Source organism: Silvimonas terrae, from assembly GCF_014202765.1.
Classification (GTDB): domain Bacteria; phylum Pseudomonadota; class Gammaproteobacteria; order Burkholderiales; family Chitinibacteraceae; genus Silvimonas; species Silvimonas terrae.
Genome location: NZ_JACHHN010000003.1, coordinates 561,208 through 573,452, shown reverse-complemented (window position 1 = coordinate 573,452; position 12,245 = coordinate 561,208). Strand labels below are relative to the sequence as shown.

At 60.0% G+C, this 12,245-nt stretch carries 9 protein-coding genes; 5 read left to right on the top strand and 4 right to left on the bottom strand.

Going from position 1 to position 12,245, the window contains the following annotated elements; all coding sequences use genetic code 11:
• The first annotated feature begins 2 nt into the window (after window positions 1–2).
• Window positions 3–740 carry a GNAT family N-acetyltransferase gene (locus HNQ50_RS09895; protein WP_184100044.1) on the top strand — a complete coding sequence of 246 codons (738 nt, stop codon included), beginning with the start codon at window positions 3–5 and terminating at the stop codon, window positions 738–740.
• Window positions 741–773: 33 nt separating this feature from the next.
• Window positions 774–2,201 carry an Asp-tRNA(Asn)/Glu-tRNA(Gln) amidotransferase subunit GatB gene (gene gatB / locus HNQ50_RS09890; protein ID WP_184100042.1) on the top strand — a complete coding sequence of 476 codons (1,428 nt, stop codon included), beginning with the start codon at window positions 774–776 and terminating at the stop codon, window positions 2,199–2,201.
• Between the two features lie 545 nt (window positions 2,202–2,746).
• Here the strand turns inward: gatB and HNQ50_RS09885 are convergent.
• From HNQ50_RS09885 to HNQ50_RS09870, 4 genes are read right to left on the bottom strand one after another with little or no spacing between them, the layout of a single operon-like run.
• Window positions 2,747–4,039, bottom strand: coding sequence for a dihydroorotase (locus tag HNQ50_RS09885; RefSeq protein WP_184100040.1), 1,293 nt, complete (start codon window positions 4,037–4,039; stop codon window positions 2,747–2,749).
• 11 nt (window positions 4,040–4,050) lie between these two features.
• On the bottom strand, window positions 4,051–5,013 hold the full coding sequence (locus tag HNQ50_RS09880; protein WP_184100038.1) for an aspartate carbamoyltransferase catalytic subunit: 963 nt from the start codon (window positions 5,011–5,013) through the stop codon (window positions 4,051–4,053).
• Window positions 5,014–5,044: 31 nt separating this feature from the next.
• The gene (gene ruvX / locus HNQ50_RS09875) at window positions 5,045–5,494 is read right to left on the bottom strand and encodes a Holliday junction resolvase RuvX (RefSeq protein WP_184100036.1); all 450 of its coding nucleotides are present in this window, start codon (window positions 5,492–5,494) and stop codon (window positions 5,045–5,047) included.
• A 21-nt stretch (window positions 5,495–5,515) separates the two neighbouring features.
• Window positions 5,516–6,067 (bottom strand): YqgE/AlgH family protein, encoded by a 552-nt coding sequence (locus HNQ50_RS09870; protein WP_373282228.1) that lies wholly within the window; start codon window positions 6,065–6,067, stop codon window positions 5,516–5,518.
• A 141-nt stretch (window positions 6,068–6,208) separates the two neighbouring features.
• Here HNQ50_RS09870 and HNQ50_RS09865 point away from each other — a divergent pair, with 141 nt between their 5' ends.
• The 3 genes from HNQ50_RS09865 to argS all read left to right on the top strand — a co-directional run bounded on the left by HNQ50_RS09865 (window position 6,209) and on the right by argS (window position 12,189).
• Window positions 6,209–7,612, top strand: coding sequence for a cryptochrome/photolyase family protein (locus HNQ50_RS09865; protein ID WP_184100032.1), 1,404 nt, complete (start codon window positions 6,209–6,211; stop codon window positions 7,610–7,612).
• Window positions 7,613–7,806: 194 nt separating this feature from the next.
• A complete protein-coding gene (locus HNQ50_RS09860) occupies window positions 7,807–10,311 on the top strand; it encodes an ATP-binding protein (protein ID WP_184100030.1) in 2,505 nt (834 codons plus the stop codon).
• Between the two features lie 159 nt (window positions 10,312–10,470).
• The gene (argS, locus tag HNQ50_RS09855) at window positions 10,471–12,189 is read left to right on the top strand and encodes an arginine--tRNA ligase (protein ID WP_184100028.1); all 1,719 of its coding nucleotides are present in this window, start codon (window positions 10,471–10,473) and stop codon (window positions 12,187–12,189) included.
• Window positions 12,190–12,245 lie beyond the last annotated feature (56 nt).

Below are 12,245 nucleotides of genomic sequence, written 5' to 3'. Positions count from 1 at the left end.
ACATGACTAGCCGGATTGCCCTGTTTGAAGGCATGACGCAAAGCGCCTGGCCGGCCCTGTCGACCGAAGTGTTCGACGGCTGGCTGCTGCGCTTTGCCAATGGCTATACCAAACGGGCCAATTCGGTGACGCCGCTGTACGCCGGCACGCTGGCAGATGCCGACAAACTGGACTACTGCGAGCGCCGTTTTGCCGATGCCGGTTTGCCGCGCATCTTCAAGCTGACGCAGGAACACGCGGTGCTGGATGCTGCGCTGGCGGAGCGCGGCTATGCGCAGATAGATGTTTCCAGCGTGCAGACGTGTGACTTGGGTGCACTGTCTTTGGCCCAGGATGCTGCTGTGACGTTGCAAGCCAATGCCGACACCGCCTGGATGGACGCCTTTGCCCGCCTGAGCCACCTGAATGCGGCGCAACGGCACGCCGCAGAACGCATGCTGGCGCAATACGCCGCGCCGACCGCGTTCGGGGTGCTGGAACAAGCGGGTGAGGTGCTGGCCTGCGGTTTTGCTGTGCGCCAGCACGACCATGTGCTGCTGTTCGACATCTGCACTGATCCGGCTCACCGCCGCCAGGGTTATGCCCGGCGCCTGGTGCAAAGCCTGCTGGCCTGGGGCAAGCAGCGGGGGGCGACACAAGGTTTGTTGCAGGTGGTCGCCAGCAATGAAGCGGCGGTGGCACTGTATGCAGGTTTTGGTTTTGTTGAGCAATATCGTTACTGGTACCGTCACCGGGCGTGATGGTTCTAACCGGATGAACAAGAGAGACTGACCATGAAATGGGAAGTGGTAATCGGGCTGGAAGTACATACCCAGCTCACGACGCAATCCAAAATTTTCTCCCCGGCCAGCACGGCGTTTGGCGCTGCGCCGAACACGCACACCGCCGAGGTGGATATCGCCCTGCCGGGCGCGCTGCCGGTCATGAACAAGGCCGCGGTAGAAAAAGCCATCCAGTTTGGTCTGGCCATTGGCGCCAAGGTCAACCGCCGCTCAGTGTTCGCGCGTAAAAACTACTTTTATCCTGATTTGCCCAAGGGCTACCAGATCAGCCAGTTTGAGCTGCCGGTGGTGGAGGGTGGGGCGATCACCATCAATGTCGATGGGGTTGAGAAGACCATCAATCTGACCCGTGCCCACCTGGAAGAAGATGCCGGCAAGTCTGTGCATGAAGACTTCCATGGCCAGAGCGGTATCGATTTGAACCGTGCCGGCACGCCGCTGCTGGAAATTGTTTCTGAGCCGGAAATGCGCTCCGCCGCCGAGGCTGTGGCCTACGCCAAGGCGCTGTACAGCCTGGTGACCTGGATCGGCATTTGCGACGGCAATATGCAGGAAGGCAGCTTCCGTTGCGACGTCAACGTGTCCGTGCGTCCGGAAGGTCAGCAAGAGTTTGGCACGCGCCGTGAAATCAAGAACCTGAACAGCTTCAAGTTCATTGAACAAGCCGTGAAAGCCGAAGTGCAATGGCAGATTGAAACCATTGAAGACGGCGGCAAAATCCAGCAAGCCACCGTGCTGTTCGACCCGGATACCGGCGAGACCCGCATGATGCGCACCAAGGAAGACGCGCATGATTACCGTTACTTCCCCGATCCGGATCTGCCGCCGCTGGTGATCTCTGAGGACTGGATCAGCCGCGTGCAGGCCGAATTGCCGGAACTGCCGGCCGCCATGCGTGCGCGGTTTGAGTCGCAGTACGGCATTCCGGCGTATGACGCTGGCACGCTGACCGCCAGCAAGGATATGGCTGCGTTCTACGAAGCGACCGTTGCCGCTGGCGCAGATGCCAAGCTGGCTTCCAACTGGATCATGGGTGATATCAGCGCGACGCTGAACCGCGAAGAAAAAGACATCGCCCAAAGCCCGGTATCGGCAGCGGCGCTGGCCGGTTTGATCCGTCGCGTATCAGACAACACCATCAACAATAAAACCGCCAAAGACGTGCTCAAAAAGATGTGGGAGTCTGGCGATGCCGCCGACGCCATCATCGAGCGTGAAGGTCTCAAGCAAGAGACCGACACCGGCGCGCTGGAAGCCATTGTGGATGAGGTGATTGCCAACAACGCCAAGTCGGTTGAAGAGTACAAGGCCGGCAAGGAAAAGGCGCTGAATGCGCTGGTAGGTCAGTGTATGAAGGCCAGCAAGGGCAAGGGTAACCCGGGGGTGTTGACGGAGTTGCTGAAGCAGAAACTGGCATAAGCTGGTTTTGCTTTGCGGGTAAAAAAACGCCGGTGTTGAACCGGCGTTTTTTATTTTATGGAAGTGGATTACCAGTGCCACAAGCGATCTTTGTGGCTAGTCGTCGCTTGTAGCCCGTGGAGGCCGAAGGCCGGGAATCCGGGGGCGATATGTGCCGGATTGTTATTGTAGGCCAGGGTTTGAGACGGCAAGACAGCGATATTGCTTGCGGCGCAACCCCGGATTCTCGCTTTGCTTCATCCGGGCTACGAGCGACGGCGGGGTGTTTGCCCCAGATCGCGGGCGGCGTACTGGCTGATTTTGTTGCGGGACCTAGGGTGGATTCGGCGCGGCAGCGACAATCCACCATTGCGATGCGTGGATTCATTCCCGCGAAAGCGGAAATCCAGCTGCGTCACTGGATTTCGCGTTGCAGCCAGGCCCTTCCGGGAGTCGGGTACCAATGAAAGGGTGAGTTCAAAGTTTATGCAAACATTGCAACTGGATTCCCGCTTTCGCGGGAATGACGAATCAGTGTGCGGGAGGTGTCCCCCCATTTCACCAGTTCAATGCGCCAGCATCGGCACTGCCGTATACACCAGCTTACCCTTCACCAGCGTAAACACCACCTTGCCGCGCATCTCATAGCCGGTAAATGGCGTGTTCTTGCCCTGGCTCTTGAGTGCTTCCGGCGTGACCTGCCAGGTGGCCTTGGGATCAAAGATCGCCAGGTCAGCCCGACTCCCCACAGACAAGCCTGCGGTAAAGCCCAGCATGCTGGCCGGGGCGCTGGTGATCTTGGTCAGCGCCATGGCCAGCGGGATATGCGCTTTCTCAGCCCACGCCAGTGTCAGTGGCAATAACAATTCCATGCCGGTCGCGCCGGGTTCGGCTTCGGCAAAGGGTAATAGCTTGGCGTCGTCATCCACCGGGCTGTGATCGGAGCAGATGGCATCCACGGTGCCATCGACCAATGCAGTCTGGATGGCTTCCCGGTCACGGATACTGCGCAGCGGCGGGGTGACGCGGAACAGGCTGTTAAAGAAGCCAATGTCGATATCCGCCAGATGCACATGGTTGATCGACACATCGCAGGTTAGCGACAAACCTTCACGGCGGGCGGTGCGGATCATGGCCAGGCCGGCCGCGCTGGACACCCGGCACAAATGCACGCGGGCGCCGGTGGCGCGCATCAGCTCCACAATGGTGGCAATGGCGACGGTTTCGGCAATGACCGGAATCCCGGTCAGGCCAAGGCGCGCGGCATATTCACCGTCATGCGCCACGCCGTGACCGGCCAGCGTGGCATCCTGTGCGCGCAAACGCAGCGGAATATCAAACGTGGCGGCGTATTGCATGGCGCGGAACAAGACTTGCAGATCGGTAATCGGATGTTCGGCCTGGGAAAACGCCACGCAACCGGCATCACGCAACTCAGCCAGTTCGGTCAGGTCTTTACCGTTCAGGCCGCGGGTCAGCGCGCCCACGGGGTAAAGGCGGGCCAGATCAAGCTGGCGTGCGCGCTGGCGCAGCATGGTTACAAGGCCGGGTTCATCCAGCGCCGGATCAGTATCGGGCGGGCAGACAATGCTGGTCACACCGCCGGCAACAGCCGCGTTCATTTCCGAGGCCAGCGTGGCTTTGTATTCAAAACCCGGCTCACGCAGGCGGGCGGACAGATCAACCAGCCCCGGGATGACGATCAGGCCGGTCGCATCGATGGTCTGATCAATCTTGAAGCCTTCCGGCTCAGTATCGACGGCGACAATCTTGCCGTGGTCCAGAAAAAGGTCCCCGACTTTATCGGTGCCATGTGCCGGGTCGATCAGGCGGCCATTGCGAATAGCGATTCTTTTCATTGTGGTGATCCTTAGCCGTTCAATGCCTGGTTTTCTGCCACCAGCGCCATCACCGCCATGCGCACGGCAATGCCAAATGTCACTTGCGGCAAGATCACGGCTTGATTGCCGTCTGCCACCGCAGAGTCAATCTCGACGCCCCGATTCATCGGGCCCGGGTGCATGACAATGGCGTCGGGCTTGGCCAGTGCCAGCTTCTCCGGGGTCAGACCGTAGTACTTGAAGAATTCCTGGGTGGACGGCAGATAGGCCCCGGCCATGCGCTCATTTTGCAGGCGCAGCATGGCGACCACATCCACACCTTTCAGCCCTTCGGCCATGTCGTGATAGACATGTACACCCAGTTGTTCCACGCCGACCGGCAACAGCGTCTTGGGGGCGATCACGCGGATTTCCGGGCAGCCCAGAGTAGAGAGCGCGTGAATCTGCGAGCGCGCCACGCGAGAATGCAGCACGTCGCCGACAATGGCGACGGTCAACCCCGTGAAATCGCCCTTGAAGTGGCGGATGGTGTACATGTCCAGCAGCGCCTGCGTTGGGTGCGCGTGGCGCCCGTCGCCCGCGTTGACGACGGCGATACCTGGCTTGACGTGCTCCGCAATCAGATGTGCCGCGCCCGATTGCGCATGGCGCACCACGAACATGTCCGCACCCATGGCTTCCAGGTTATGGATGGTATCGAGCAGCGTTTCACCCTTGGCGGTGGAGGACGCGTTGATATTCAGGTTGATCACATCCGCTGACAGCCGCTTGGCCGCAATCTCGAAGGTGGTGCGGGTGCGGGTGGAATTCTCGAAAAACAGGTTGAACACCGACTTGCCGGTCAGTACCGGAAACTTTTTGTGGCCGGCTTCCATTTCCGCCACGTAGATGGCTGCGCGATCCAGAATCTGCGTCAGGATGGGGCGGGGCAGACCTTCAGTGGTCAACAGGTGGATCAGCGCTTTGTTTTTGTTCAGTTGCGGATTGTGCATGCGCGGTGGGTCCTGGCAGAGGTATTCGGGGTCAGTCTGGCTGGCCGGGCGGATCGGCCGGCGGCTCAATGATGGCGCCATCAAACCAGCCTTGCAGGATTTGCATGGCGGCCACCTGATCGAGCGCGGTTTTTTGCTTGCGGCCTTTTACGCCGGTTTCGTTCAAAGCTTGACTGGCAGCGGCGGAACTGAAGCGTTCATCAACATACACCACCGGCAGATTGAACCGGCCATAGAGGCGCTGGCCGAATTTGCGGGCCAGAAAACTGACCTTGTGCGGCTCGCCATCCAGCGAGAGCGGCATGCCGACGACCAGCACGTCTGGCTGCCATTCTTTGATGACGGCGGCAATGCGGGCAAAGCGGGTGTCGTTATCCACCGCCGCAATGGTGCAGACCGGGTGGGGAATGCCCAACTCGGACGAGCCTGTGGCGACGCCGATGCGGGCCTCGCCAAAGTCAAACGCCAACGCACTCGTCACGGCTGCACCATGGTGCGCTGATCAGGCATGGCCGGCTTCTTTGCTCAGCATGGCCATGTCGATGCCCATCAGCGCCAGCGCGGCTTCATAGCGCTCTTCTGGCGGCAGATCAAAAATGATCTTGGGGTCGGCCTGGACAGAAATCCAGGCGTTCTGACTGATTTCGTTTTCCAGTTGGCCGGCTTCCCACCCGGCATAGCCCAGAGTGACAAATAATTGTTCCGGCCCGGCGCCTTCACCGACAGCCAGCAAAATGTCTTTGGACGTGGTCAGACCGATTTCGTCAGATACCGTGAGGGTGGACTGCCACTCGCCCAGGGGCTGGTGCAGCACAAAACCACGGTCGGTCTGGACCGGGCCGCCAAAATAAACCGGCAGTTCGATCACATCCGGACGATGCAGTTCGACGTCAATCTGTTCAAACAAGGCAGACAACGGCATGCCCAGCGGTCGGTTCACGATCACGCCCATGGCGCCACGTTCGTTGTGGTCGCAGATGTAGGCCAGCGTGCGTTCAAAAACCGGATCAACCAGATTGGGCATGGCAATCAGGAAATGGCGCGTGAGATTCATGTTCATGCTTCCAATTATCGCACAAAGCGGGCGAATCACTTCGCTTGCGCCCCGTGCTTATTTCAAGACGATGTTCATGACGGTGTATTAAAGCGCTGTGCCTCTCGTACAATAGCCTGCATTCGTCCCCGGAAAATCCTGATGGTTCAACGGACGCTCATCTGGTTTCGCCGCGACCTGCGCCTGTTTGACCAGGCCGCGCTGTACCACGCCCTGAAAGATTCACGTGAAGTGGTGCCCGTGTTCATTTTCGACCGGGACATTCTTGATGATTTACCCGCGCAAGACCGGCGCGTGGCCTTCATTCACGGCAGCATTCTGGAACTGCAACTGGCCTTGCGCCAGGCCGGCGGTGAGCTGGTGGTGCGGCACGCCAGCGCGCCGACGGCCATCGTGCAACTGGCGCGGGAGTTCGGCGTCGACGCGGTCTATACCAATCACGACTACGAACCCGCCGCCGTGGCGCGTGATGAAATGGTCAGAGGCGCACTGGAACAAGCTGGCGTCAGTTTTGCCACGTTCAAGGATCAGGTGATTTTTGAGCGTGATGAAATCCTGACCCAGGCGCGCGGCATGTTCAGCGTGTTCACGCCTTACAAGCGTGCCTGGCTGGCAAAGCTGGATGCTTTTTATTTACGCGCCTACCCGGTGCAGCGCTATATCGGCAGTCTGGCACGGCTGCCACCCCAAACCGTGCCCACGCTAACCCAACTGGGCTTTGCTGAAGATACGCTGGCAGGGTTGCCGATTACACCGGGCATGACCGGCGGTGAATTCCTGGTGGAGGATTTTCGCCAGCGCATCAACCGCTACCACGAAACCCGGGATTTTCCCGGCGTGAAAGGGCCATCTTATCTATCCGTGCATCTGCGCTTTGGCACGGTGTCGATTCGTGAACTGGCCGCGTTTGCTCACGCCCAAGGGGGTATCGGCGCCCAAACCTGGTTGTCCGAGCTGATCTGGAGAGAGTTCTATCAGCAGATCCTCTGGCACCGGCCAGAGGTGGTGTCGCATGCGTTTAAAGCGGAATACGATGCCTTGCCGTTTCCGAACAAGCCGGACTGGTTTGCCGCCTGGTGTGAAGGCCGTACCGGCTACCCGATTGTTGATGCCGCCATGCGCCAGCTTAACCAGACTGGTTATATGCATAACCGCCTGCGCATGATCGCCGCCAGTTTTCTGGTGAAAGACCTGTTGATCGACTGGCGCTGGGGTGAGCGCTATTTTGCGGAAAAACTTATCGATTTTGATCTGGCCGCCAATAACGGCGGCTGGCAATGGGCCGCCAGCACGGGTTGCGATGCCCAGCCGTATTTCCGCATCTTCAACCCGGTAACCCAGTCGCAAAAATTTGATCCGCAAGGGCGCTTTATCCGCCGCTATTGCCCGGAACTGGCGGCGCTCAGTGACAAGGATATTCACGCCCCGTGGCAAGCGCGCGCGGGCGTGTCAGCCGGTAACTACCCTGCACCGTTGGTGGATCACGCGGTACAGCGTGAAGCCGCCCTGGCCTTGTTCAACATCGCCCGCGTGGCCGGACACTGACGGGATTGGCAGTTGTCAGACCAGTCAGGCCGGCTAAATGTGGAAAATGACGTAGATTGAAATAACACGCCTGGCTAAACCGGGGGGATGTCCTTGCGTCGGCTAATGACGCGGGCATAATCTGCCAGCACAAGCACCCGTTACGCCAAATCAAAAACAATCCGCCCTCGCAGGCCGGTTTCACGCAGGACAACATGCCGCAGCAGCCGGTTCGCACATCGCTTGCCCGCCGCGCCCTCACCAGAATGGGGCTGCGCATTGCCGCCGTCATCGTGCTGATCACGCTGGCGGCCTACTGGCATTTCTATCACAGCCTGGAAGAAACCATCGACGAGGGCCTGCGCAACTACGTGCAGGCGCGCGCAGATGGCGAAAGCGAACATTTTCTGCTGGCGGAAACCCAGACCCGCATGCTGGCTGACGAAATGGTGCGCCGGCTCAAACAAGCCGGCGATGAGGACTACAGCGCCCGCTTTGATGCCCTGTTTGCGCCAGGCAAAGATGGCGTGATCCGCATGCGGCCAGAAGTCAGCGATTACCGGCACAAGGCCACCGTGTTCATCCGCAACGATGTGCCGCTGACGCCTGATTTCAAACGCCGTATTGTGGTCGGCTGGGATTTGTTGACGGCCTGGGGGCCGCTGACGACCAACCGGTTTCTGGACAGTTTTATGAACATGCCCGAACAAATGTCGCTGAATTACGCGCCATTTGTAGACTGGAGCCTGTCCGCCACCCCCAAAACCAATATCTACGAATACGAAACCGTGTGGCGTTCCACGCCGCAAAGCAATCCGCTGCGCGCTCCCTTCTGGACCACCGTGTACTTTGACGACGGCGCCCGCAAATGGATGGTGTCGCACGTGACGCCGGCCGATCTGAACGGGCGCTGGGTGGCCACCGCCGGCCAGGATATCGTGATTGACGACCTGGTGCGACGCACTGCCAACGATCACCTGACCGGTACCTACAACCTGATTGTGCGGGCCGACGGCCAACTGATTGCCCACCCGCGCCTGAGCCGCGAAATCCAGCTGGCGGGCGGCAATCTGGATGTCTCCCATCTGCATGATGCGCAACTGGAAACCATTGTGCATACCGCGCTCAAAGTGGGCGATATGGCGGACGTGGTCGAAACACCTGACGAAGCCTTTCACCTGGGGGTCGGGCGCATTCACGGGCCAGACTGGCGCCTGATTGTGGTCTATCCCAGTTCGCACATTGCCGCCGTAGCCCGCGCCAGTGCCCGCTACGTGCTGATTCTGGGGGCAATCTCGCTGCTGCTGGAACTGCTGATCTTGTGGAGCGTACTTAAAAAGCTGGTGTCCGAACCACTGCATGAACTGGTCGAGGCCGAGGCCCGTGTGGGCGATGGCAATTACGATGTTCTGCTGGCAAGCGCCCACCGCCCGGATGAACTGGGCCGGCTGGCGCATGGTTTTGAATTGATGGCGCGGCGCGTGGGCGAGCGGGATCGGCAACTGGTGCAAGCCGCCGGAGAACTCGCGCGCGAGGCGGAAACCGCCCGGATCAATGCCGCCCGGTTGGCGGCCTTGTCGCAAATCCTGCCCGACCCGGTGTTTGTCGTGGCGGCAGATAGCCGGGTGTGCGATGCCTTTGGCAATACCTCGCGCCTGTTTGAAGGTAACCCGACCGGACACTCCATTTTTCATACCATGCCGCCTTCGGTGGTTGACGGCGGCCGCATGGCGCTGGATATCGCCGTGCAATCCGGTCTGGCGCAGCGCATGGTATACGACGCAGAACTCACGGAAGGCGTGCGCTGGTTTGAAGCGCTGATCTTGCCTTTGCCACCGCAAGACACAGAAGGCCCGCAGGTACTGTGGCTGGTGCGGGATATCACGGCGCTCAAGCTGACTGAGGGTGAACTCAGAGACGCACGCGATCATTTACAGGACATTGTCGCCGCGCAGACCGCTGACCTGCGTGGTGCGCGCGATCGCGCCAACGATGCCAACCGCGCCAAAACGCAATTTGTTTCCAATATCTCGCACGAGCTGCGTACGCCCATGCACGCCATCCTCTCCTTTGCCCGCATCGGGCTGGACAAGGTGGAGAGCGCGCGGCCGGACAAGCTCAAGCGTTATTTCGAGAACATCATCATGTCGGGCGAGCGTTTGCTGGGCATGGTCAATGACTTGCTGGATATCGCCAAGCTGGAATCCGGCAAGATGGATTACCACCTGGCCCAACACCGCCTGGGCCGGATTGTGGATGGCGTGGCCTCTGAACTGGAGGCGCTGGCTACCCGCAAACAGGTGACGCTGGCGCGCCAGATTGTCAGCGATGATGAACTGGATTGCGACGCCACGCGCGTGGCGCAGGTGCTGCGTAATCTGATCTCCAACGCCATTCGCTTCAGCCCGGATGCGGGCGTGATCACGATCACGGTCTGGCATGAAGAACCCATGCTGGTGGTGACCGTAGAAAACGATGGCCCGCCGATTGCCTCGGAAGACCTGGAGCGGATTTTTGAAAAATTTGTGCAAGGTAGCGGCCTGAATCCGCCAGGCAGTTCTGGTCTGGGGCTGGCGATCTGTCGGGAGATTGTTGAAGCCCATGGCGGACAGATCAGCGCGGCCAACCGTGAGGGTAGCGGGGCGGTGTTCCGCTTTACCTTGCCGCGGCGGCAGCCGGTGTTGCCTGGGGGGGATTTGTTTGGCGGGGGCGCGGGGTAAGGCGGTGATGGCGTTGTAGCCCGGATGAAGCGAAGCGGGAATCCGGGGTGACGCTGGCGGCAAGTATGGTTGGCCCCACCCACCAGCCCATTCCCGGCAGATCACCGCAGTTTGCTACAATACGACGTTTCGCATTTCATCTTCCCCGGAATCAGCTCCATGACCTTGCTTCAGCTTCTCGCGCAGCGTGCCGCTGCTGCGTTTGCCGCCATTGGCGCGCCAGACGCGCAACCGGCCGTGCAACCGGCTTCCCGGCCGGAATTTGGCGACTACCAGATCAACGGTGTGATGGCCGTTGCCAAGGCCCGGAAAGCCAATCCGCGAGAACTGGCCGCCAGTGTACTGGCGCATCTGGACCTGGCCGGCATTGCCAGCAAGCTGGAGATCGCCGGCCCTGGTTTTATCAACGTCACCCTCTCTGATGAATTTCTGGCTACCCGTGTGATTGCCGGTCAGCAAGATGTTCGTCTGGGCACGGGCGTCGCCCACCCGCAAACCGTGGTGGTGGATTTGTCCTCGCCCAATCTGGCCAAGGAAATGCACGTTGGCCATCTGCGTTCGACCATCATTGGCGATGCGCTGGCACGTGTGCTGGAGTTCATGGGTAACAAGGTGGTGCGCCAGAACCACGTGGGCGACTGGGGCACGCAGTTTGGCATGCTGACCGCCTACCTGTTCGAGCAAGAGTCCAGCAAACCGGCCGAGATGGCGCTGCACGATCTGGAAACCTTCTACCGCGAAGCCAAAACCCGCTTTGATGAAGACCCGGCCTTTGCCGATACCGCGCGCGATTACGTGGTGCGTTTGCAAGCGGGCGACACGCGCGTGCTGGCGCTGTGGGAGCGCTTCCGTGAAATCTCCCTGGCGCATTGCGCCGCCGTGTATGAACAACTGGGCGTCAAGCTGACGGCTGACGACGTGATGGGTGAGTCCGCCTATAACGATGACCTACCCAAAGTCATTGCCGACTTGAAAGCGCAAAACCTGCTGACCACCAGCGAAGGCGCGCAAGTGGTGTTCCTGGAAGAATTCCGCAACAAGGAAGGCGAGCCCGCCGCGTATATTGTCCAGAAACAGGACGGCGGGTATCTGTATTCCACCACCGACCTTGCCGCCGTGCGTTACCGCAATAACGTGCTGCACGCCGACCGCGTGCTGTACGTGGTCGATGCCCGTCAGGGTCTGCATTTCCAGCAAGTGTTTACCGTCTCCCGCAAGGCTGGTTTTGCCCGGCCGGAAATGCAGATGGAACACGTGGCGTTCGGCACCATGATGGGCAAGGACAACAAGCCCTTCAAGACGCGCTCTGGCGGCACCGTCAAACTGGTCGAACTGCTGGAGGAAGCCGAAACCCGCGCTTTTGATCTGGTTAGCAGTAAAAACGCCGACCTGCCCGAAGCCCAGCGTCGCAAGATCGCCCATGCTGTTGGTATTGGCGCAGTACGTTATGCCGATCTGGCCAAACACCGTACCAGTGATTACGTGTTTGACTGGGATAGCATGCTGAGCTTTGAGGGCAATACCGCCCCGTATCTGCAATACGCCTACACGCGGATCGCCAGCATCTTCCGGCAGGCGGGTGAGGTGGACAGCAACGCCGCGCTGCATTTGGCGGACCCGGCGGAGCACGCGCTGGCGCTGGCGCTGGCCCAGTTCCCGGAACTCTTGCAACAGGTAGCCCAGGAAACCGCGCCGCATTTCCTGTGCGCGTATCTGTATACGCTGGCTACCCGTTTCAGCCGCTTTTACGACGCCTGCCCGGTGCTCAAGTCCGAAGGCGCTACCCGCAGCAGCCGCCTGCGTTTGTGTGCCGCCACCGCGCGCACGCTGCAGACCGGTTTGTCGCTGCTGGGTATTGAGGTGCTGGAAGAAATGTAAACGGTTGTCCGTTGCGTTAAAAAAGCCCCGGGCGTGCCTGGGGCTTTTTTGCGGCT

Coding starts and splice junctions, on each gene's coding strand:
- gatB (WP_184100042.1), top strand. CDS start 774: ATGAAATGGGAAGTGGTAATCGGGCTGGAAGTACATACCCAGCTCACG.
- HNQ50_RS09860 (WP_184100030.1), top strand. CDS start 7,807: ATGCCGCAGCAGCCGGTTCGCACATCGCTTGCCCGCCGCGCCCTCACC.
- HNQ50_RS09895 (WP_184100044.1), top strand. CDS start 3: ATGACTAGCCGGATTGCCCTGTTTGAAGGCATGACGCAAAGCGCCTGG.
- argS (WP_184100028.1), top strand. CDS start 10,471: ATGACCTTGCTTCAGCTTCTCGCGCAGCGTGCCGCTGCTGCGTTTGCC.
- HNQ50_RS09865 (WP_184100032.1), top strand. CDS start 6,209: ATGGTTCAACGGACGCTCATCTGGTTTCGCCGCGACCTGCGCCTGTTT.
- HNQ50_RS09870 (WP_373282228.1), bottom strand. CDS start 6,067: ATGAATCTCACGCGCCATTTCCTGATTGCCATGCCCAATCTGGTTGAT.
- HNQ50_RS09885 (WP_184100040.1), bottom strand. CDS start 4,039: ATGAAAAGAATCGCTATTCGCAATGGCCGCCTGATCGACCCGGCACAT.
- HNQ50_RS09880 (WP_184100038.1), bottom strand. CDS start 5,013: ATGCACAATCCGCAACTGAACAAAAACAAAGCGCTGATCCACCTGTTG.